This is a genomic window from Catenovulum maritimum (assembly GCF_001050375.1).
Taxonomy (GTDB): domain Bacteria; phylum Pseudomonadota; class Gammaproteobacteria; order Enterobacterales; family Alteromonadaceae; genus Catenovulum; species Catenovulum maritimum.
Genome location: NZ_KQ130482.1, coordinates 446,807 through 469,698, shown reverse-complemented (window position 1 = coordinate 469,698; position 22,892 = coordinate 446,807). Strand labels below are relative to the sequence as shown.

Here is a 22,892-nt window from a genome sequence, read left to right as displayed (position 1 = left end):
CCCTCTACTGACTCGATACTTGCCTAAGCTAAGCCTCAAAAGCAATAACTGACAGCTGTATATCCTAGTCTAAAACTATTGATTGCGCATAGACTGCCTTTAGCACCATTATCTCAAATCCACACGAAATAGTGCTTTGCCGCATTATCAGTAACTAACCTGAAGCCTGTTTAATATAAATTTGTACAAAAATAATTCAAACAGTAGTTGAACTGTATGAAAAAACAGTATACTGTATATACATACAAACTGGATAGAGAGACAGCATGAATACAATAATTTCTACAGACGCAAACAAAAATGTTAGTTTTTTCGCCACTAATTTACAAACAAACGAGTTCGAGCTGAGATTTTGGCGTAATATCAGCCAGTTACAGCAAGATAATCGCTGGCTATGTGTCGTTTGCCCACATAAAATGCCTAACAAAGCTTTCCTTGAATCGGTTGGAATTAACTTAAATAGAATGCTGGTCATTCACTCAAACGTAAATCAAGACAGTGTACAAATAACTAAGAAAGCATTGCAGATGGGAAAATGTGCAACCGTTGTATCTTGGATCGAAAATTTATCGACAGAAGATAAAAATGATCTAATCGAAATTTCAGCTTCGTCTCAAGCTAACTGCATTATGGTTAAACCGCTTAAAGCGAATAAACCGGCAAAATTAAAACTAGTTTCATAACAGTAGTTTTGCGCTTTGCGCTTTCACCACGGAGCTTTATAGCTCCTTTTTTTATTTCTTATCAATAAATCCCCTTTTATCTAGTTTTTTTCTTAAATTTAAGTGTAAAGTTTAGAAAAACTGACTTACAATTAAAAATGCTAACAATATTATCGATACAGATAATAAATAATAAATATTAGAACAATTTAAAATAGGGTGTGGTAATGCCAATAACTCGTAACAGAAGTGCGCAACACAAAGTATATATACCTGAGTCAGCTCGTGAAAATCAATATTTGATCGCTAAGTTTGAATTAACAGATCAATTACTAGAGAAATACGCTAGTACAATTGTCAAGTCAGACGAGCAACCATATGCTGAGTTTTATGAAGCATTATCTGCCGATCTTTTTGAAATAGCTGAATCTTTAGGTTTAGAAACTTGTTACCTAGTTGCTAACGATAAATTTATCAGAGTTCGCTACAGTCCTGAAAAAATCATTTCTCAAACAGAACAGCAGATTTTATTTCTATATAACCCTAGCTACCATTTTGGTCAAAAAGCTTATTATGATGGTGCTAAAAGAGCAGATAAGATCAAAATTTTATTCTTAACCAACGAAGATAATATTCGTAAGAAATCTGCTTTTTTCCATGAGAGAGTTAAAACAGCCATTAGCCAATATTCGGAAAAATTAGGATTAGAAAAAGATACAGTTAGAGTATGCGATCACCAGCATTTAACTTATGACTTATTTGCTAAAGAAAAAGGCGATACAGGTACTCAAGCTCATAAATTAAGAGCAATTTCGGATCGTTTTTCTGCTGATGGCATTACAGTTTCAGATAAAGCAGAAGCTCAAACTTACGCGATTGCTGATTTACCAATCACACGCAGAATCAGAAATTTACTTGAAATTGATAAGTCTTCAGAAGAACCTTATACACCACTGTATGAGCTAATTTCTAAATCTTTAGTAAAAAGTGCAGAACAAAATGGCTTAGACAACTGTGTTATTATTGCAAATGATTTAATTCCAGTTGTACGAAGCAAAAAAGATGAGTCTGTTAGTGCTAACGGTGAATTACAATTACTAAACTTTACGCCTGATGAACACATGATTGGTTTCGCTAAAAAATGGGAAGGCGATCAACTAGTAGATAAAGTACAGTTTGTATTTGTTGCTTCTCACCAAAACATGACAAGTTATGGTTATGGTAAATTCTTAAACCAAATTCAGCAAACCATGAGAAGTGTTTCAAATCAATTAGGTTATAAGCATGATGAAGAGCTTATGCCAATTAGATTCCACCAGCACATCGGTTTCTCGATCTAAAATTAATTGGTTGGAATTAACTAGTAAATCTTGCTAGTTGGTTCCAATCAAATTATCTATAGATAATTCATACCTGCCTTTACCTTGATTTAAGCAATATGAAAACTGCTTATAATCAATTTTGTCCCAATTAGTACCTAAGATACCATTTTTGTACTTATTTAAATTCTTTAAAGTTAGCCTATTCAATTTTGTTTTTAAAATAACTCCGCTAGTCTCTTTAAAGTCATGTCCCATTATATAATCACGCATATAGATTAATGCTTTACCCGCTTCTACAAAATGTCCACCATATGACATAAAGAGTGTCTTATTCTCAATCAAACCCATAGTTTCTGGTAACCAGTCGAATGCACCGACTTTGATGGTGTCAGATTTATCCATTTCTTCCACAGCCTTTATGACACCAAATGCAACACTAGTAGAAACAACCCAAATGTATTCAATATTAGGATCTCGTTTTAACATAGACTTAGTGACTTGATAGCCTCGTTTAAAAGTCCAATCGCTATGAACAATGGGCATTAAAGCTTCTCCCTTGCTATTAAAGTAATTAACGAGACCCCTTTCTCTATTCCCACTAACAACGCTCTGATGTTTACCCGCTATCGCTAATAATCTATTAAAATTTTTAGTTTTTGTTAATAAAGCCTCTGCTAGCATGTATCCAGCACCTTCATCATCCGGTGAAATATGCCCGAGCCAATTGGGATAGTTTTCTCTGGGTTTTCCCAATAGACTATTGTGACGCGCATCTAAACTAGTATTGTAGGTAAAAATAGGAATATTTTTACTACTGGTAAACTTTAATAAGTTTTCATTACCAAAAAACAAAGGGGATAAGACAAAATCTATATGATTATTTTCAAGTGTTTGCTTTAAATAATTAGCTGGAAAAGTAGGATCGATTTCTTCATTCATATTTTGAATATCAAGCTCAATGTTCAAGCTAAATGCCACTTTTACTAAAAACTTATGTTGCATTGCCCAAAAGCCTGTATCACCGACTAAAGGTATAAAAACGACTGCTTTTAGTGGTTTTAAAATTTCTGATTTACATAAAGGGTCAGTACTAGAATGCAGCGGCTTGCAGAATAAAATTAGGAAAAATATAAAATATATTAATTTTGCGGGATTAATCAAAGCGAAGTTTCCTAAACCAAATTACAAATTTGATTATAGGAAACTTATTGAATTAACGCATATAAAGACATTAAATTGTTTAAAAATAAAGCTAAGATAATAAATTCAAAACTGATTCAGCTTGTTGACGAGACGCGCCCGCAACTATATTAGCACTTTGGCTTTGCGCATCATTTTGAGCTTGTTGTGCTGAAGCTTGTGCATAATCTGTGTCAGCTAAACGCGCTCTAGCAGCTTGTACATTTACATCAGTTTGAGCTAACTGATTAGCAGCAGATTGAAATTGATTCTGAATCGCACCAAGACTGCCTTGCTCTTCTCCTAAGAATTGACCAATATCTTCTAACGAAGCAAGTGCTGCATCAACACCACCCGCTTGGGTAACATCAATATCAGCTAATCCAAAACTTTCAAGCTGTGCGGCAATGTCTTTATTACCAACAGAAAGTGTTTGACCTGCATTGGCTCCGATTTGAAAATCAGCACTGCCTTCTGAGCCGAAAATAGGCTTACCGGCAAAATTGCTATTTGATATTGAATCTTGAATGCCTTCTTTTAATAAATCAATCTCGCTTTGGATAGCTTGTTTATCGCTATCAGACAAAATGCCACTGCCGGCTCTGTAAGTGAGTTCTTGAATTCTATTCGCTGAATCAGAAATACCAGACAAAGTACTTTCTGCTACTTGTGCATATGAAATACCATCGTAAGCATTACGAACTGACTGTTGATATCCATTAGATTGGCTAGAGAGCCTTTCAATAATCAGTTGTGCTGAAACATCATCAGCCGCTTTATTGACCTTTTTACCCGAAGCTAATTGCTCAAAGGTGTTCTCTTGTTTACGATTAATTTGATCTAACAAATTCGAATTTGATGAAATACCACTAAAATTCATATCAACACGCCTTCATTAAAAATTTAATTAAGTATAGCTTTTCAAAATATTTGGTCAATATTCATTCAATTCAATTTTTAAACTAACTTCTCATAAATCGACAAAGCTGTAAACTTTTTAGTATACATCTATGAATGTTGATAAATTTACACACGACTTAATGCAAAAAGGCTGGATATACCAGCCTTCTAAATCTAACCAAGCACAGCTATTTATGCATCTGGTTCATAATCTAAGTTAGACATTAACCAAGTTTCAGTTTCTGTTACTGTCATGCCAGTTCTTTGGGCATAACTTTCTATTTGGTCTTTTTGTAATTTACCGACCGCAAAATACTTAGTATCAGGGTGTGCAAAATACCAACCACTTACCGAAGCACCTGGCCACATAGCGCAGCTTTCCGTAAGTGACATGCCAATGCGCTTTTCAACATCGAGTAAATCCCACATACGCTTTTTCTCGGTATGCTCTGGACAAGCAGCATATCCTGGTGCAGGACGTATCCCTTGATACTTTTCACGAATTAAATCTTCATTCGCAAGCTGTTCATCAGCGGCATAACCCCAATAGTCTTTACGCACTCTTTCGTGTAAATATTCAGCAAATGCTTCAGCTAATCGGTCTGCAACGGCTTTGACTAAGATGCTGTTGTAATCATCATGCTCTGCCAAGAATTCTTCTGACCATTCATCTGCGCCAAAACCAGCCGTTACTGCAAACGCACCTATGTAGTCTTGAACACCTGAATCTGTCGAAGCTAAATAATCACTTAAGCAGCGATTATATTGTCCAGATTTTTTCTCCGACTGCTGACGTAAATGATGTAGACGAGTAATCTCTTCAGTTCTTGCTTCATCGGCATAAACAATAACATCATCTTCTTCACTTGCTGCAGCAAATAAACCGAAAACACCTTTAGCTTTAATTTTTCCAGTTTTTTCTATGATGTCTAAAATTTCATTTGCATCATTAAATAATTTAGTAGCTTCTTCACCCACAACCTCATGTTTTAAGATAAGTGGATATTTACCTGATAACTGCCAAGTTAAGAAAAATGGAGTCCAGTCTATATACTGACGTAAATCAGCAACTGAAACGTCTTGTAGTTCAGTAATACCCAGTTGTTTAGGTTTTACTGGTGTATAGTTTTCAAAAGACAGTGGAAACGGATTCGATCTTGCTTTTTCTAAACTAACTAGTGAACTACGAGGGCCACGGCTAGCGTGTTGCTCACGAACTCTTTCATATTCAAGATTTAAACGATCAACAAAAGCTGGTTTAAGCTCTTTACTCAGTAGTGCAGATGCAACCGATACACTTCTCGAAGCATTAGGTACATAAACTACAGGCTCATCATAATTTCTTTCAATTTTAACCGCTGTATGCGCTTTTGACGTTGTCGCGCCACCAATCAATAATGGAATGGTAAAACCTTGTCGCTTCATCTCTTTTGCTACATGCACCATCTCATCTAAAGATGGAGTGATTAAACCAGATAAACCGATAATATCGACTTTTTCTTCTATCGCCGTTTTTAAGATTTTATCTGCCGAAACCATTACGCCTAAATCGACTATCTCATAGTTATTACACTGTAAAACAACGCCTACAATGTTTTTACCGATATCGTGAACATCGCCTTTTACTGTCGCGAGTAAAATTTTACCATTGGTTGAAATTTCAGTTTTGCCTGCTTCAATATAAGGTTCTAAATAAGCAACCGCTCGCTTCATAACACGTGCAGATTTAACCACTTGAGGTAAGAACATTTTACCTTCACCGAATAAATCTCCAACCACATTCATACCGTCCATTAATGGACCTTCGATAACGTGCAGAGGAATTTCAGCGTTTTGTCGTGCTTCTTCAGTATCTTCTTCGATAAAATCAGTAATACCTTTAACTAAGGCATATTCAATGCGTTTTTCAACTGTCCAGCTACGCCATTCAAGCGCTGTTTTATCTTCTTGTTTCGCACCATCACCGCGATATTTTTCAGCGATGTCGAGTAACTTTTCAGTACCGTTGTCGTCTTTATTTAAAACAACGTCTTCAACTGCGTCTTTTAATTCTTTCGGGATATCATCATAAATAGCAAGCTGACCTGCATTTACTATCCCCATAGTTAAACCGTTTTTAATAGCATAATATAAAAATACAGCATGTATCGCTTCACGAACTGGGTTATTTCCTCTAAACGAGAAAGACACGTTAGAGACACCACCAGAAATCATGGCATACGGTAAGTTATCTGTAATATCTTTACAGGCTTCAATGAAGTCGACTGCGTAGTTATTATGCTCTTCAATACCCGTCGCAACGGCGAAAATGTTTGGATCGAAAATAATGTCTTCTGGCGGGAAACCTATTTTGTTGACTAACACATCGTAAGAGCGTTTACAGATTTCAAATTTTCGCGCTCTTGTGTCCGCTTGGCCAACTTCATCAAAAGCCATAACGATCACAGCCGCGCCGTGCTTACGCAACAAGTTAGCTTGCTCGATGAACTTTTCTTCACCTTCTTTTAAGCTAATTGAATTGACTATGCCTTTACCTTGGATACACTTTAAACCGGCTTCTAAAATTTCCCATTTAGAAGAATCGATCATAATAGGTACACGCGAGATATCTGGTTCAGATGCAATTAGATTTAAAAAGCGAACCATAGCCGCTTCAGAATCCAACATACCTTCATCCATATTGATATCGATAATTTGTGCACCGTTCTCGACTTGTTGGCGCGCAACATCTAATGCTTGATCAAAATCACCATTAACAATCAAACGTTTAAACATTGCTGAACCAGTAACATTGGTACGTTCACCTACGTTTAAAAATAACGATGATTCATCAATCGTAAGCGGTTCTAATCCAGATAACCGACAAGCGATAGCTCTTGGCTTGATTTCTCTTGGCTTAACTTGATTAACCGCTTCAGCCATAGCTTTAATATGAGCAGGGGTCGTACCACAACAGCCACCAACAATATTAAAGAAGCCAGATTCGGCCCACTCTTTGATATGAACAGCCATATCTTCAGGCGATAAATCGTATTCACCAAATGCATTAGGCAAACCCGCATTAGGGTGAACAGAAACAGCAAAGTCAGATACTCGGCTTAACTCTTCAACGTACTGACGTAATTCCGCTGGACCTAAAGCACAGTTCAAACCAATAGACATAGGTTTTAAATGACGTAAAGAGTTGTAGAAAGCTTCTGTCGTTTGGCCAGATAATGTTCGACCTGAGGCATCTGTAATTGTACCTGAGATCATAATAGGTAACTCAATACCTAAATTTTCAAAAGTTTGTAATACCGCAAAACCAGCCGCTTTGGCATTCAATGTATCGAAAATAGTTTCGATTAAAATGAAATCGACACCGCCTTCAATTAAAGCTGTTGTTGATTCAATATAAGCTTCAACTAGTTGGTCATAACTAACATTTCTAAAACCCGGATCATTTACGTCAGGGGATATAGAAGCAGTTTTACTTGTTGGGCCTAAAACACCAGCAACAAACCTAGGCTTATCTGGATTTTCAGCCGTAAATTTATCTGCCACTTTACGCGCTAATTGAGCGGAAACGACATTAATTTCACGGCTCAAAGATTCCATCTCGTAATCAGCCATTGATAGCGTCGTCGCATTAAACGTATTAGTTTCAATAATGTCAGCGCCAGCCGCTAAATATTCACTTTGAATCGCTTCAATAATTTCAGGCTGAGTGATAGATAAAAGGTCATTATTACCTTTAATATCTAGATGCCAATCAGCAAACCTTTCACCGCGATAGTCTTCTTCTTCAAGCTTATATGCCTGAATCATAGTTCCCATACCGCCGTCTAAAACTAAAATTCGCTCTTTAAATAGTGATTCAATTTTTGCTTTTGCTGGATGTTGCTTAATCATCAAAACCTTCTCTAATCTTTTACGTGCGCTAATCTTAAATATAAATTAGCTGAGATTTAATTGCGGTTTTTTAAACCTCTATTGAGATATTTAAAAAACAGCAAAGCGCCTTTAAGGCGCCTTGAATTTATATTGTAACTCGCTAAAGCCAGTTGTTTGTTACTTCGACTGGTTCAACTGCGATAAATCATATGGTGTTGCTTGATAAACATAATGATTTAGCCAATTACAAAATAGTAAATTACCATGGCTTCGCCACACATTTGGCGGCATTTTGCTTACATCATCGTCCGGGAAGTAGTTTTCGGGGATTTCCGTTTCCAAGCCATTTTGAATATCTCTGTGGTATTCATCGCTTAAAGTCGTCGCATTATACTCTGGATGACCCATAATAAACACACTTCTGCGATCTTTAGATGCAACTAAAAATGCCCCGCCATCTTCAAAGCTAGCTAAAACGTTTAAATCTGGATGGGCTTCTAGTTTTTCTAATGGTACTTGGCCATATCTAGAGTGTGGCATTTTAAAAGTATCATCAAAACCTTGGGTTAAAGGCTCATACTGATCATGGGTTTTATGCTCGAATACACCTGATATTTTTTTCGGTCGAACAAAACGATCTATACCATAAAAATGATGGAACGCAGCATGTGCGGCCCAACACAAGTGTAGAGTCGATTGAACATGTTTTTTAGCCCAATCGAGTACTTCTTGCAACTTGTCCCAATAATAGATCTCGTTGTAATCAACTAAGCCTAAAGGTGCGCCAGTTATAATTAAACCATCGTAGTTTTTACTACTGTTTTTTACGTCATCAAATAAATGATAAAAATTATCCATATGGGACGCTGGTGTATTTTTAGGCACACGCATATCAATTCGAAGTAAATCAATATTGATTTGCAGTGGGCTATTGGCTAATAGCCTCATTAATTGAACTTCTGTTTCGATCTTATTCGGCATTAAATTCAGGATCGCAACTTCCATCGGGCGAATGTCTTGACTAGACGCTCGAGAATCAGACATAACAAAGATGTTTTCCTGTTGCAAAACCTTGATCGCAGGCAACTGATCGGGAATTTTAATAGGCATAACAGACTCCTGAATTGAAATATGAGTGAATTGTTGCTGGTTAAGCCTATTTTGTCAAATTATTTACGTCTAGACGTCTAAACATCTAGACGTAAGTTTAACTTACCAGTCGGTTTAATTTTCCTCTTCCACTAAGGTCATTAAACTCGTATTACCGCCTGAGGCTGTTGTGTCTATGCTAATGCATTTTTCAGTAACTAAGCGCTTGATTAAGTTATCATTATATTCAGCGCTAATGACAGGCAGAATATCTGCTTTGCGTTTGGCTAGCTGCATAGCAAAATAGGCACTTCTTAGAGAATGACTATCAACCACAACCCCTTTAAGCTGTTCAGATTCAAGTAAAGCTTGAGTATGTTTAAGTTTTGCAACTTGTAGAACACCTGAATCAGCCCCCGTTGAATCAAACTTATCTTTAAACGCCAGCGCTTCTTGATAGAAGAGATCAGACACCACAGTAATCACAATATTACCTGTCGCCAATGCCGTTACTATCGACAAAGTCCAATATTCAAAAGTTACATCTTTATCGGCAAAACAAACTAGTATACCTCTTGGCTCTAGAGACAGTGTATTCGACTCTCCTGTCGGCCCAGGTAAAACCAAACTTGTCTTTAATTGCTTTTCAATTTGAATCAATTGGCTACGCGAGCGAGCTAAAGTTCGATCTAAATCGTCGGCAAACTCATCTAATTTATCGACTGTCGCAATCTTGGCCAAAAGCTGCCTAACCACAGACAAGCGGCTATTTAAATCTGTGTGCCGCCATGCGGTTTCCGCTTGGTTCGCTTTTAGCATAAGTTGGGCCGCCTCTAAAATGGCCTGCGCGTCACTTTGTAATGAGGGCTGAACTAAATCGTATTCCTGAGGTGTGAATTCTATAGTCGATTTTTCTTTCATCAACCTAGATAAATAGTTAGGACCACCTGCTTTCGGCCCTGTCCCAGATAAGCCTCGTCCACCAAATGGCTGAACACCAACCACAGCGCCTATCATATTTCGATTGATATAAATATTGCCCGCTTTTGATTTAGCCGCTAAATCTACCGCTCTGGATTCGATTCGGCTGTGGATCCCCATAGTTAGGCCATAGCCTGTCTGGTTTATTTTCTCAATTACTTGGTTTAATTCTTCTGCTTTAAATTTGACTATATGAACACATGGGCCAAATACTTCTCTTTCGAGCAACTTAATACTGTCAATTAAATACAAGCTCGCTGGGAAAAAATAAGCTTGCGAAGCCAACACAGGTAAGTCAACTTGATACAAGAGTTTAGCCATTCCTTCTTGTTCAAACTGCTGCATTTTTTCGGCATGCTGAGTTAAATTTGAGAGCGCCTTATCATCTATCACGGGACCAATATCGGTTGATAGGTAAGCCGGATCATCCAAGGTTAATGTTTTCATCGCGCCAATTAGCATTTTAATAACATCATCTGCAATATCTTGCTGTAAGTACAAAACTCTCAAAGCTGAGCAGCGTTGTCCTGCGCTTTTAAAACCTGAGCTAATCACATCATCAACCACTTGTTCATGTAACGCGGTGGAATCAACTATCATGCAATTTTGACCGCCTGTTTCTGCAATCAAAGGAACTTGGTCTCCGCCTCGTTTAGCTAAAGCTTGATTAATAACTTGTGCTGTTTCTGTCGACCCTGTAAACATAACGGCTTTAATTCTGTCATCCGGTAATAAAACTTTGCCGACTTCTGAACCTTGGGCGACAATCAACTCGACCACACCTTTAGGTAAACCAACAGATTCCATCAATTCTAACGCACGTTTGGCGATTAAACTCGTTTGCTCTGCAGACTTAGCAATAACCGTATTGCCAACAGAGATCGCAGCTGCTACTTGACCAATAAAAATAGCGAGCGGAAAATTCCACGGGCTGATACATAAAACCACGCCTCTTGGTACTAGCCTTTCATCCTGCGATAGCTTGATCGCTTGTGCCGCGTAATATCGACAAAAATCAACCGCTTCTCTAACTTCATCTATGCCATCTTGTGTCACTTTGCCTGCTTCTTTAATACACAATGCAATCAGATCGGGCATATGCCTTTCAAAAATATCAGCTACTCGATTGAGTAAATCTGCTCTAAGTTTTACATCCGTTTGCGACCAAACTAAAAAATTTGAATCTACTTGATTCAGCTTAGCCAGCATAGATTCACGCTTATCAAATGTATGAAAGCCAATCACTTCATTCAAATTAGCTGGATTTCTAACAAGCTGTTTTTGGTCAGATACTTCTGCTAAACCTAGATTTTCAGTGTATTGAATTTGACTTAAACTGCGCTCTACTAGCAATTTCAAAGAATATACTTGATCAAAATCAGACAAATCTAACCCTTTCGAATTATCCCTTTCAGATCCATATAACTCTACCGGTTTTAAGATTTGGGTATTGTATTTACTGGTTAAGTTTTGGGTTTTTTCAACAGGGTCGTACAGTAAGGTCTCAACAGGCTTGCTCTCATCGACAATCGCATTAACAAATGAAGAGTTAGCACCATTTTCTAGTAATCGTCTCACCAGATAAGCTAATAAGCCTTCATGCCCTCCAACCGGCGCATATACGCGGCATTGGATGCCTAATTCTTCAACGATTTGATTATATAATCCATCTCCCATGCCATGTAAGCATTGAAACTCAAAGCCTTGTTTATCGTCACCCGCTAATTCAATAATCACGGATGCGGTATAAGCATTATGGGTGGCAAACTGTGGGTAAATAGTGTCTCTGTAATCTAATAAACGATTAGCACAGGCATGGTAAGAAACATCGGTGGATGACTTTCGTGTAAACACTGGATAATGCTTTAAGCCATCTTTTTGTGCTTGCTTAATTTCGCTATCCCAGTATGCGCCTTTCACCAGTCGCACCATCATTTTTCGTCTTGTTTTTATGGTTAATTGGCGCAACCAATCAATGACAAATAACGCACGTTTTTGATAAGCCTGCACTGCAATACCAAAGCCTGTCCAGCCTGATAATTCAGGATCAGTAAACACGTTTTCAATAATATCGAGAGAAATCTCTAATCGCTCAGATTCTTCCGCATCAACGGTTAAACCTATGTCGTAAAATTTAGCCAGCAAACACAACTGTTTCAATTTCACAGGCAAGGTTTGCATCACATGCTGGTAATGACTTGTTTCATATCTAGGCTCTAATGCAGACAACTTAACTGAAATCCCTGGACTCAGTCTTGGCCCCTTACCTTTCGCTGCTGTACCAATAACTTTAATTGCATCGGCGTAGGCTTTAAAGTACAAATTTGCATCTTCACGCGTCCTAGCCCCTTCCCCTAACATATCGTAAGAATAAACATAGCCAGTACTTTCTTTTTGTTGAGCTCGCTCCACCGCATCCTTGATGGTTTCGCCCATAACAAATTGCTTACCCATTAACTTCATCGCGATATTCATGGCTTTACGGATAACTGGCTCACCTAAGCGCCCCATTAATTGTTTAAGCAGGTTATGTTGTGATTTATTATCGGCATACTTGACCATGTTGCCGGTGATTAATAAGCCCCACGAAGATGCGTTTACGAATAAGGATTCTGATTGACCAAGATGGGAAGTCCAATGGCCTTTAGATATTTTGTCGCGAATTAACTCATCTTGAGTCGCTTTGTCTGGCACTCTCAATAATGCTTCTGCCAAACACATTAAAACCACACCTTCGGCACTTGAGAGTGAATACTCGTTGAGTAATGCATCTATGCCGTGGTTGTTTTCTTGAATTTTTCGAATATTTAAAACTAAGTCTCTAGCCCTTGCCCAAGCTCGACTGCGCGCTGCCATACTCACTTCGGCATCTGGCAAAATTAAATCAACTGCAATATTTTCATCGATACGATAAAAATCTCGAATTTTCTGACGGATAGGACATTCAGTGATTAACTTGCCATTAAATAGCATATATTCAGACCCCTAAATTAAATTTAAAACCAGTGTAGAAATTCCTCAATTAAGAAATAATTTAAATATTTAATTTTACAATTAACATGCTAACGGAAATTAAGCCATTATTTTTATAAACTTATTACAGGAGTTAAAATTAAAAACGAAAATAATCGATTCACAATTCTTAACAATTCGCATTACAACTTGCGCATGCATAGTTTAATAATAGATTGTCTAAAATAAATCATTATGAGTTAACTTATGCTTAATAACTTATTACTAAAAAAATGTTTACTAACGATTGCAGCATCAGCTAGCTTATTCATTCTGAGTTGCACACACACAATTGATAACATCAATACAACTTCAGAGCAAAACAAAACATTCGAATTTAGCTACCAAAATCCTATCACCTCTGGGATAGATAAAGATGGCATACGAGACGCGCAAATATTTCGTGATGGAGATTGGTGGTATATGACCGGCACCTCATACCCACATTGGTCGCGCCAAGAAGATGAAGCAAGTGGTAAATTAAATAAAGGTGTGATTTTATACCGTTCTAAAAACCTCACTGATTGGGAAAACCGAGGTTATATTGTTCAGCCAGTCGGAAAACACAAATGGTACTACCGTCGCTTTTGGGCACCCGAGATTCAAAAAGTAGAAGGTAAATACTATGCATTATTTAATGCAAGAAATGACGAACTTGGTTATGTAGGCCAATACACAGGTTACGCAGTTTCTGACAAGATTGAAGGGCCTTATACTGTAGTAACAGAGGAAAAGCCTCTGACCGGCGGAAATGACTTAACTTTTTATCATGAAAATGGGACAACTTGGGCATTTTGGAACCAAGGACACAAGAAAGGCATTCGCTTTGCCGAAATAAACTTAGCTAAAGGTGAATTCACCACAGAGCCTCAAACTGCAATAAAAGCTGGCCCGCTAGACTACGCCTATGATGACAAAGGTAAATTATTAAAAGAACCAGGCTATGACGGCCGCCCAAAACCTAAAGTCGCTAAATATTATGAATGGGATTCAATCGGCATTGAGGGCGCGTATGTGATTAAAGAAAAAGGCACTTATTATTTGTTTTACTCTAGTTGGACTAGAGGTTATGAAATCGGCTACGCTACTGCTAAATCAATCACAGGTCCATGGACTAAGCATTCTAACAATCCATTTTATGGCGCGATGAATAAACAAGTGACCGAAGAACGTGGTTTTAAATATACAGGTGACGTGAACAGTCCATTCAATCATGTTGGACACAATGCGATTTTTAGAGGCCCTGATGGCCGTCTATGGTTATCTTGCCACGGCATAGCGCATGGTAAGTCACCCTTTTTAGTCATGGATCCTATTTGGATAGATGAAGACGGTGCATTAAAGTCCGACGGCCCCACTTATACAAAACAAACAATCAAGTTGACTGCTGAGCAATACAAGTTAGTTAAATAACAAATTGAAGGTTTGGAAATACTGCGTTAAACAGTCAGTTTAACGCAGTAACACTAAGCAACTCTCCGAATATTTTTAGCTCTAAGTTTAGTTAACTCATAGCAACGTTGGATAATAGCAGCGTCAACACTTGCTCTATGCCTTTGTCCTTTGAACTCGGTAATGACCCTATCCATACTTTGCTGCCACAAATCTAAATCATGCTCACCTGTGAGGAGAGTAACTATACTGTCTACTTTAAAACTTGGATTCAGCTCTGCTATATCAAACAATTTAGCTATCCAACTTGAATCGTGTCCCCAAGCATCAGAATAAACTGTGCTACCAGCCAATTCTTGATTTAGCCAAAGCGCAACTTGGTGAGGAGTATCACCTCGCTCCTGTAATAGCAGTCGCCTAATTTTATGAACTTTCTCTGCCTCTAAATCCCAATGTGTCCAACTTGAATCAGGTTTGATCAGTTGACATTTTCTCTGGCCATTTGCTAGGACAAAACCAACTTCAATCGGGTAACTTCCTTTACCAAATCCCGAGGCTTCAATATCTATAATAATGGGTAGTTTTGCAGACAAAGTATTCATTCCATTAAGCTTTTCTTTAAATATAATATCATTTAACAAAAAAACAACATTCAATAATAACAAATCATAAATTCATTGCAATTAAAGCTCCAAATTATCCCCGTATCTATTAGGACTAACGTTAATAGGTACAAATTCACTTAATGGTGCACACATAAGCGTGTGTTTAGTGCAATTAATAAATTATAAACCAGATTTGTGCTCTCAAACGTATAAAGTTGGTCTATTTCTGATTTGGTATACATTTTGCGTGCCCCCAATATAAATCAAGAGTGTTATAAGTTGTTGGTAATTAATGAGTTATAAAAATAGAATATTAATCAGTATGGTTTTGAGTGTTATTACCGCAAGTATTGCTGTAGTCATATTGATTGCCCAAATCTCCATTGCTGAATTCGATGAAAATATCCACCAAAAATCGCAACGCGATTTAATTGCCAAAAGAGAAGCAATTACAACAAAAATTGAAAAATACTTTTCTACCATAGAAAAACAAGTTCAAACACTGTCAGCAAACTCACAGACACAAAAAGCAGCCAGTGATTTTATTAACGCCTTTAAATTATATACAGGCGAACGTGAAAAAATTACAGACTTTGAATTAAGACAGTCTTTGCAAGATTACTACCATAAAGAATTTGGTAAAAAGTTTGAGACCGTAAATGGCCAGATGACAGAAGTTGAAAAGCTTTATAAAAACCTTAACGCAACCTCAAACCTGCTACAGTTCGATTTTATCAGTAACAATCCGAATAAACTGGGAGAAAAAGATGCACTTCTTGCACCAAAAGGCAATACAACTTACGCGAAAATACACCAGCAGCACCATAGAGATTTTCAATTCTATTTAAATCAGTTTGGCTACTACGATATTTTCATCGTAGATGCTGATTCAGGCAATATAGTATACAGCGTGTTTAAAGAGTTGGATTTTGCCACAAACTTAATAAATGGACCATATGCCAATACAGGTATCGCCGAAGCATTTAGGCAAGCAAAATCATTACCTGCTAACCAAACTTATATTTCTGATTTCACATCTTACTTGCCTTCATACAATGCTCCGGCAAGTTTCATTGCAAGTCCCATTCAAATTGATGGTCAATCAAAAGCAATCCTAATTTTCCAGATGCCATTAGCAGAAATTAACAATATTATGACCCACGATTCTGACTGGAAAAATAAAGGTTTTGGCCAAAGTGGAGAAACTTATTTAGTCGGTAAAGACAAAACATTGAGAAATGAAAGTCGATTCTTCGTAGAAGATCAAAGTAATTATTTAAACACCATTTCGACAATGTATCCGGCGCAAGCTAAACAGATTAGAGCTCAGAACACCACAATAGGTATCCAATCAGTGCAAGGGAAAGCATCTGATGAGGCATTAAAAGGTAATAAAGGATTTACAACTCTAAATGATTACCGAGGGGTAGCAGTGTTATCTGCTTATGGTCCAGTTCATTATGGCAGTCATACTTGGGCCCTATTATCCGAAGTAGATGAAACTGAAGCGTATGCTGCAATAGAAACGTTAAGTCAAAGCATTTGGTGGTCTGCAACAACAGTTATTGCAATGTTAGTAATTGTAACCTTTGTATTAGCCTATTGGTTATCTGTGATATTAACCAGACCTATTCACAAGTTAGCTGATCAGGTTGAGAAACTAAATAGCGGCAATGCAGATCTAAATGTAGTACTCAAGAAAAGTGGTATCACAGAAATAGACAAAGTTACACTAGGGTTTAACAATTTTCTGTCACTCCTAAAACAAATAATCGGTTCAATTAAAGAACACTCAGAAAGTGTTGCATCATCAAGTACCCAACTAAATGTGACTACTGAATTAACAAATAATGCAGCTTACACACAACAAGAACAATCACACGAAATCAACGAAGCATTAAAGCAGTTTTATTTAACAATAAAGGAAGTTGCAGAAAATTCTAACCAAGCATCATCTGAAACATCAAGAGCTAAAGATATTACCGAAGAAAACTCGCAACGTGCTCATTTAGCCAAAGGTAACATCAACCAACTCGTTAACGAAGTATTGCATTCAGCCGATACACTTGGGCAATTAAAAGGTCAGGTAGAAAGCATAAATGAAGTTTTAGACGTCATCACTGCTATTGCAGAGCAAACCAACCTTTTAGCATTAAATGCAGCTATCGAAGCAGCCAGAGCCGGTGAGCATGGAAGGGGGTTTGCCGTTGTAGCAGATGAAGTTAGGTTACTTGCGACTCGAACGCAACAAAGCACAGTCGAAATTCAAGAAAATATTAATTCCCTTACTATAGTTGCAGGTGCAGCAGTAGATTCAATGCAAAGAGCATCTGCTTCAGCAGAAGGAGGTATCCATCTTGTGGATGAACTCAGTACATCACTAAATGAACTACTACTAGGCATTCAAGATTTAGATAACATTAATTTAACGGTTGCTTCCGCTAACGAAGAGCAAAAATATACTTGCGATGAAATCATGAAAAACATGACAAAAGTTGAACAATCAGCTTCAGAGTTATTTGTTGCGTCCAAAGATGTATCTAGCGCGAGTGTTGCCCTTTCTGGTATTGCTAGTGGCTTACTAGGACAGGTGTGCCAGTTTAAATAAATTGGAATGAATAAGATTTATATCGTGCTATAAAATGAAATAGATAATCGCACGATTTACTCTCTAAATTTGCCCGAGTACTTGGCTATATACAATTTACTCGGGCTATGACATTAATTAAACGAAATTTTTATTGATTCAATGTCAACCCAACCAGCTTCACCAGTCTGATCATTTAGAGCATCATGGTAAATTGCAGCACTAAAATCTGCGTAACCGTTATCTGGGAATCTATCTAAATGCAATTCACTTGATTCAGACCACAGCCAAGGCCCTTCATCTTGCATCGTCATGTCTGGATAAGGCGTCCTATCTGGTGATGAATAAGATAAATTAGTCTGTACATAAAATGGAGTTGTCGATGATAAATTTGCTAATAAAGCAGCTTGGCTAGCATCTGCTTGAAAAGTTAATGTATTGCCAGAAACAGAAGCAGAAATAGCATTGTCGGCATTTGAACGACTTGCTATTCGGTCTGAAAATTCGTTAACTAGAGTTATTGTGGCACTCAAATCGGTTGGGACCTCTGCATAAGTGCCGCCAGTATTCACATTAGCTCTTTTGACTAGAAGTACATTTAGATCACCAACGTCAAATTGACCATTACGATTCACATCAAAAAATACATTTACTCGATAAGTTGTGTCAAGTTGTCGGATAGCTTGTGGTAAAGCACGAAAATCAATTTCAATCCGGATTGGATTATTGCTAGCACACCCTTTCATACCAAACGGAATAAAAGTAACAGATGAATAGGTTTGAATACCCCCGATAGGCAATTCAGCTGATATACTTCCACCTTCAAGGCTAAGAGCGGCTGCTGATATAGAGCCATCAGCGACAGATGAAACAGATATTTTATTATTTTGGTTGGATACTAGATTGTAAGGAAATGCCTCATAACACCCACCTTTATCAACATATTCCACAAATGACGCATTCCCAATCACCACATAGTGGTCTTGCGACTCTGCTTTCCAATAACCAAATAGACTTGAGTCTATGACATTAGTCGATAGCTCGCTATTATTATCTTCTTCACCATTGTCTCTTTCACCACTTTGGGATTCTTGTTCAGGACTATCCCCACCAACACCCAAGGCAACAAACAGTTTATCTATATCTGAGGTACCGAAACCTTGTTGTCTTAGTGCAGTTTGAAGCTGCTGTACCTCTTGAGCTGACATCTTAGAAAAGTCGCTATATCCCAAATTGGCCAGTTCCGACTTAACCTGCTGAATATCCGAGTTTGACAATTTACTTTCATTAGAGCTCCCTGACCCACCGCATGACACCAAAGAGCATGCGAATAATGTGCTTAATGCAGATTTCCAAATATCCATAACCATTTCCCAAAAAATAAAAAACAAAAATACTACAATAACAACAAAATTAAATCAAAATAAATCATTAAATTCAAATTTAGTCGTTAGTTTTAAATTCTGTAATTTTCCATAACAATTCACAGAAGCCTGCGCCAGCAGGTTTATTTTTATGACTAAACTATAATTTGAAATTTTTTTTAACAACTCCCGGTCTGGTTTAAATGTCTTGATAAAAGTTATTTAAATAAGCTAGAGGACTCATCAATGAAATTGCAACTTACCCGAATTGGATTAATGCTGGCAGCCACTTTAACAATATCGGCCTGCGGCACTGACACTACTATTGATATAAAAAAAGCCGCCAGTGATGAAGGCTCAGAGCAAATGTCAGACGACAATATGGATATGAACACACAATATAAATGTGATGAAAACGATCATCCAAACGTAGGTAAAACTATGGTTTTCAGTACATTAGCCCATGATGTCAGTGGCTCAGCTCAAATACTCGACAACTGCACTATACGCGTATCTGCATTTAACTATGACGGCGATGGTCCTGCTGTTTATTTTTACGGTGGTATAGACGGTGTCTACAGTGACGACAGTGGCGGTTTTGCACTAGGGAATATGCTAAATGGAACTGTTTATAGTGGTGATACGATAGATGTCACATTAACTTCTGCTGCACAACTTGATCAGCTAAACGGGTTGAGCGTATGGTGTGCAGATTTTAATGTTAGCTTTGGCGATGGCTTGTTTATGTAACCAACAAGCTCAAGGAAGAGGTGCTTATCCGATATGAGATCGGCACCTAAAATGAATACTTTTATCTAATCGTTTTACCCGTTTTCAGCTTACTTGGCTTCATACTCACTTGTAAGCTACAGACTGTTAAAATGACTTTTCAAGATCGCTTTCAATCAATAAAGTGACTAAATTTAACGCTTAATTTAGTCACTTACAAGCGGTGCCTGCCTTTCTTCTTTCAGGTTTAACATTATTCCACCACTGCAGCCTAATCGTAAAAACCCTTTAGATTTAATAAAATAATCCTAATACATATACTAGCGCAATTACAAGATATGTTATAACATAACAAAAAGTCGAGACGCTAAATTATTCCTAAGCCAAGTCTAAAAAACTGACTCTTGAATGAATTCAATAATTTTCCAAGTTTAAAATAAAAATAGAGAGAAGCATGAAAACAACACAAGCATTAACAGACAAATTCGCAATTGGGCTATCTATGTTATGTGCAACACATTGTTTAGTGTTACCCGTTTTACTAACCATGTTGCCAAGTTTAGTAACACTACAGCTGCAAAATGAAGCACTACATACTTGGATGCTACTCGCCGTTATTCCGACTAGCATTTATGCATTAAACATGGGCTGTAAACAGCATCAAAGATACAATTTATTTGCTTGGGGATTACTAGGCCTTAGTTTAATGGTCACAGCCGTATTTTTCGCTCATGATATATTGGGCGAAACAGGCGAAAAAATATTAACCTTATTAGGTGCTATTCTTGTGGCCAGTGCTCATTTACGCAACTTTAAACGCTGTCAAAACAATAAAAACTGCGCACACTAAAAATGAAGTTCCAGATCTCAAACAAATTAGCATTGTCTACATAAATTATAAAAAGGTTTAATAATTGACTAGCATTAACCATAATCAAGTTACCAAGCGGCCTGCAATCATAAATGAAACTAAAGTAAATGATAGTAGTTGTTGTAGTAAATCAAGTTGCTGTGCTCCACAAAGCCCTGTAGTTTATAACCAAGCTAAAATAGGTCGCAACCAACCTTGCCCATGTAAGAGTGGCCTAAAGTTTAAAAAATGTTGTGGGTAAAGTACTAGACCTAAAGAGAAATGATGAAGCCAGATAAAATTACCTCTGTTCCTACTAATATTATTACGGGCTTTTTAGGCGTAGGTAAAACCTCAACCATAATACAATTATTTAAACACAAGCCAGCCAATGAACGCTGGGCAGTATTAGTCAATGAGTTTGGCGAAATTGGGGTTGATGGCGCTTTGCTTGAAGGACAATTTTCGCAACAACAAGGTGTTTATATAAAAGAGGTTCCCGGCGGTTGTATGTGCTGCGCAGCAGGCGTGCCGATGCAAATTGCATTAAATAAGCTGCTCGTGTCCGCGAAGCCAGATCGCCTATTTATAGAACCTACTGGGCTGGGTCACCCCAAAGAAGTACTAAAAGTGCTTTCAAGTCAGTACTACCAAGAAACCCTAGCATTACAAAAAACAATCACACTAGTCGACGCACGAAAATTATCCGATCCTCGTTACACCGAGCATGAAACCTTTAACCAGCAAATTGCGATTGCTGGCACAATTGTTGGTAACAAAGTCGACTTATATCAGGATGAAGACAAAGCAAGATTAATTGATTATGTAAAAGTCAAAGGGCAAGCCAATGCCAAAGTCATATTTGCACAGCAAGGCAATATCACACTTGCAGAACTAGCTGGTTTAAATACATTAAATTCATCAGTAACGAGCAAATATCAAGACAATCATAAACATAATCAAACCAAAAAAACCTTAGTTTCAGACATACCTATACCTGAATCAGGGTTTATAAAAGCGGTTAATAGCGGAGAAGGTTTCACGAGTGTCGGCTGGCGATTTTCTGATCAAAAAATATTTGACCACACCAAACTCCAAACCCTGTTACTAACGATCAATGCAGAACGTATTAAAGCCAGTTTAATCACAGATAAGGGGAGATTTGGCTATAACATCACCTCTGATGGCTTAACCGAGATCAAACTCAAACCATCTGGTGACAAAAGCAAAGAAAGCTATATTGAAATAATTGCATCTGACATAGATGACAAGCTAGAAACAAAACTGCTAGCTTGCTTAAATCTAATGGAAACAGATTAAAAGCCCCCTCACCTCTGCCGGATAAAAAATAACTAAGCTGAGAAAGAAAACTTAAATTACGCAAAACAATGAAGATAAAAAGCTCATTCAGTCAAATAAGAGACTCAGTCAATTGTGACTTAGCTATGAATGCAGGTTTAAAGTCAAAAGCTTATCCTAGTTAGAAGAAGCTGAAGGTAGAGCGAAAAAAGTAATCTATTTGGCGATTGAGCAGGCATCCGAAAACGAAAAATGGACGATGCCGATAAGAAATTGGAAAAAGGCCTTGAATCGATTTATGATTGAATTCGAAGACCGTTTGAAAGATGTTATTTAAACCTGACCGTTACAGAATAGGTTACTGGGTCATAAAAATCTGACATCACTTAAATATCCGCATTTTAGATAATTCACCTCGAAGTAAGGGTACCTGCCTAGATAAGCTTCTTGGTGTAAAGTTATTACTATTATGATCTTCTGAAATCAAACCCATTACTTGATAAAGCTCAGCCACAAGTTCGCTACAAAATACCGTTTCTAGATCTTCTTCTTTATTCGAAAAAGGTCGAAAACAAGCTTTTAACATTTCAAATTTTTTTGTCTCAAATGGCCTGCCATAAAAATCAAATTGAGCAAGTTTCAGTTGATACATTTCTTCATCGCTAAACTCGACACCAGACAAATATCTAATTCCAATTTTACCTCGATAGCTAATCATACGATCAGATAGTGGTGTCATAATAACTTGCCCCATCTTACCGCTAGACTCCAAAATAATGGGTTCATAATTGAAGCACTGCGGTCGAATAACCATAGCAACATGAGACCAGCGGCTAAATTGAACAACTTTAATCGTACGTGAAATGTAATCTTTCCCACTAAAAAAGACTAAATCACCATTATTGAGAGTATTAACAATGTTAATCCGACTTAAATGCATAATTTTTCCTAATAGCCTCAATTAAGCTTAATTGAGGCTGATTTAGATTTAAGAATACAATTTACATTAAAAATACAGAATTATTGATACTGGTTCAAATATTATTAC

16 protein-coding genes and 1 pseudogene are annotated in these 22,892 nt (G+C 37.4%); 9 read left to right on the top strand and 8 right to left on the bottom strand.

Features of this window, described 5'->3' with window-relative positions; translation table 11 throughout:
• Positions 1-266: 266 nt before the first annotated feature.
• Positions 267-683 (top strand): SulA-like leucine-rich domain-containing protein, encoded by a 417-nt coding sequence (locus tag XM47_RS01640; protein ID WP_048688643.1) that lies wholly within the window; start codon positions 267-269, stop codon positions 681-683.
• Between the two features lie 206 nt (positions 684-889).
• Entirely contained in the window at positions 890-2,002 is a 1,113-nt protein-coding gene (locus XM47_RS01635) for a DUF3083 family protein (RefSeq protein WP_048688641.1), read from the top strand.
• Positions 2,003-2,035: 33 nt separating this feature from the next.
• Here XM47_RS01635 and XM47_RS01630 read toward each other — a convergent pair whose 3' ends face one another.
• From XM47_RS01630 to putA, 5 genes are all read right to left on the bottom strand, one after another.
• A complete protein-coding gene (locus XM47_RS01630) occupies positions 2,036-2,986 on the bottom strand; it encodes a substrate-binding domain-containing protein (protein WP_048688638.1) in 951 nt (316 codons plus the stop codon).
• Between the two features lie 250 nt (positions 2,987-3,236).
• The gene (locus XM47_RS01620) at positions 3,237-4,043 is read right to left on the bottom strand and encodes a flagellin (protein WP_048688634.1); all 807 of its coding nucleotides are present in this window, start codon (positions 4,041-4,043) and stop codon (positions 3,237-3,239) included.
• Between the two features lie 212 nt (positions 4,044-4,255).
• Positions 4,256-7,954, bottom strand: a complete 3,699-nt coding sequence (gene metH / locus XM47_RS01615) for a methionine synthase (RefSeq protein ID WP_048688631.1) — start codon at positions 7,952-7,954, stop codon at positions 4,256-4,258.
• A 159-nt stretch (positions 7,955-8,113) separates the two neighbouring features.
• The gene (gene metA, locus XM47_RS01610) at positions 8,114-9,046 is read right to left on the bottom strand and encodes a homoserine O-acetyltransferase MetA (protein WP_048688629.1); all 933 of its coding nucleotides are present in this window, start codon (positions 9,044-9,046) and stop codon (positions 8,114-8,116) included.
• Positions 9,047-9,160: 114 nt separating this feature from the next.
• Entirely contained in the window at positions 9,161-12,979 is a 3,819-nt protein-coding gene (gene putA / locus XM47_RS01605) for a bifunctional proline dehydrogenase/L-glutamate gamma-semialdehyde dehydrogenase PutA (RefSeq protein ID WP_048688627.1), read from the bottom strand.
• 246 nt (positions 12,980-13,225) lie between these two features.
• Here putA and XM47_RS01600 point away from each other — a divergent pair, with 246 nt between their 5' ends.
• The gene (locus XM47_RS01600; protein ID WP_048688624.1) at positions 13,226-14,431 is read left to right on the top strand and encodes a glycoside hydrolase family 43 protein; all 1,206 of its coding nucleotides are present in this window, start codon (positions 13,226-13,228) and stop codon (positions 14,429-14,431) included.
• 53 nt (positions 14,432-14,484) lie between these two features.
• Here XM47_RS01600 and XM47_RS01595 read toward each other — a convergent pair whose 3' ends face one another.
• Positions 14,485-15,003 (bottom strand): hypothetical protein, encoded by a 519-nt coding sequence (locus XM47_RS01595; RefSeq protein WP_412731118.1) that lies wholly within the window; start codon positions 15,001-15,003, stop codon positions 14,485-14,487.
• Positions 15,004-15,307: 304 nt separating this feature from the next.
• Here XM47_RS01595 and XM47_RS01590 point away from each other — a divergent pair, with 304 nt between their 5' ends.
• Complete coding sequence (locus tag XM47_RS01590; protein ID WP_048688619.1) at positions 15,308-17,623, top strand: methyl-accepting chemotaxis protein; 2,316 nt, start codon at positions 15,308-15,310, stop codon at positions 17,621-17,623.
• A 113-nt stretch (positions 17,624-17,736) separates the two neighbouring features.
• On the opposite strand, the gene XM47_RS01585 is transcribed toward XM47_RS01590, so the two are convergent.
• A complete protein-coding gene (locus tag XM47_RS01585) occupies positions 17,737-18,966 on the bottom strand; it encodes a hypothetical protein (protein WP_048688616.1) in 1,230 nt (409 codons plus the stop codon).
• Positions 18,967-19,212: 246 nt separating this feature from the next.
• Between XM47_RS01585 and XM47_RS01580 the strand changes: the two genes are divergently transcribed.
• The 5 genes and pseudogenes from XM47_RS01580 to XM47_RS19490 form a co-directional block, all read left to right on the top strand.
• The gene (locus XM47_RS01580) at positions 19,213-19,716 is read left to right on the top strand and encodes a DM13 domain-containing protein (protein WP_048688613.1); all 504 of its coding nucleotides are present in this window, start codon (positions 19,213-19,215) and stop codon (positions 19,714-19,716) included.
• A 433-nt stretch (positions 19,717-20,149) separates the two neighbouring features.
• Positions 20,150-20,545 carry a MerC domain-containing protein gene (locus XM47_RS01575; protein WP_048688611.1) on the top strand — a complete coding sequence of 132 codons (396 nt, stop codon included), beginning with the start codon at positions 20,150-20,152 and terminating at the stop codon, positions 20,543-20,545.
• Between the two features lie 64 nt (positions 20,546-20,609).
• Positions 20,610-20,807 (top strand): SEC-C metal-binding domain-containing protein, encoded by a 198-nt coding sequence (locus tag XM47_RS18810; protein WP_245623397.1) that lies wholly within the window; start codon positions 20,610-20,612, stop codon positions 20,805-20,807.
• Positions 20,808-20,830: 23 nt separating this feature from the next.
• Positions 20,831-21,865 (top strand): CobW family GTP-binding protein, encoded by a 1,035-nt coding sequence (locus XM47_RS01570; protein WP_048688609.1) that lies wholly within the window; start codon positions 20,831-20,833, stop codon positions 21,863-21,865.
• Between the two features lie 184 nt (positions 21,866-22,049).
• Positions 22,050-22,181, top strand: a pseudogene (locus XM47_RS19490) (IS256 family transposase); the annotation flags it as partial.
• Between the two features lie 45 nt (positions 22,182-22,226).
• Here the strand turns inward: XM47_RS19490 and XM47_RS01565 are convergent.
• A complete protein-coding gene (locus XM47_RS01565) occupies positions 22,227-22,784 on the bottom strand; it encodes a YiiX/YebB-like N1pC/P60 family cysteine hydrolase (protein WP_048688606.1) in 558 nt (185 codons plus the stop codon).
• Between the last annotated feature and the right edge of the window lie 108 nt (positions 22,785-22,892).

Excerpts from the sequence above, each read along its gene's own strand:
- XM47_RS01640 (WP_048688643.1), top strand. The coding sequence starts at position 267 with ATGAATACAATAATTTCTACAGACGCAAACAAAAATGTTAGTTTTTTC.
- XM47_RS01635 (WP_048688641.1), top strand. The coding sequence starts at position 890 with ATGCCAATAACTCGTAACAGAAGTGCGCAACACAAAGTATATATACCT.
- XM47_RS01630 (WP_048688638.1), bottom strand. The coding sequence starts at position 2,986 with ATGCAACATAAGTTTTTAGTAAAAGTGGCATTTAGCTTGAACATTGAG.
- XM47_RS01620 (WP_048688634.1), bottom strand. The coding sequence starts at position 4,043 with ATGAATTTTAGTGGTATTTCATCAAATTCGAATTTGTTAGATCAAATT.
- metH (WP_048688631.1), bottom strand. The coding sequence starts at position 7,954 with ATGATTAAGCAACATCCAGCAAAAGCAAAAATTGAATCACTATTTAAA.
- metA (WP_048688629.1), bottom strand. The coding sequence starts at position 9,046 with ATGCCTATTAAAATTCCCGATCAGTTGCCTGCGATCAAGGTTTTGCAA.
- putA (WP_048688627.1), bottom strand. The coding sequence starts at position 12,979 with ATGCTATTTAATGGCAAGTTAATCACTGAATGTCCTATCCGTCAGAAA.
- XM47_RS01600 (WP_048688624.1), top strand. The coding sequence starts at position 13,226 with ATGCTTAATAACTTATTACTAAAAAAATGTTTACTAACGATTGCAGCA.
- XM47_RS01590 (WP_048688619.1), top strand. The coding sequence starts at position 15,308 with ATGAGTTATAAAAATAGAATATTAATCAGTATGGTTTTGAGTGTTATT.
- XM47_RS01585 (WP_048688616.1), bottom strand. The coding sequence starts at position 18,966 with ATGGATATTTGGAAATCTGCATTAAGCACATTATTCGCATGCTCTTTG.
- XM47_RS01580 (WP_048688613.1), top strand. The coding sequence starts at position 19,213 with ATGAAATTGCAACTTACCCGAATTGGATTAATGCTGGCAGCCACTTTA.
- XM47_RS01575 (WP_048688611.1), top strand. The coding sequence starts at position 20,150 with ATGAAAACAACACAAGCATTAACAGACAAATTCGCAATTGGGCTATCT.
- XM47_RS01570 (WP_048688609.1), top strand. The coding sequence starts at position 20,831 with ATGAAGCCAGATAAAATTACCTCTGTTCCTACTAATATTATTACGGGC.
- XM47_RS01565 (WP_048688606.1), bottom strand. The coding sequence starts at position 22,784 with ATGCATTTAAGTCGGATTAACATTGTTAATACTCTCAATAATGGTGAT.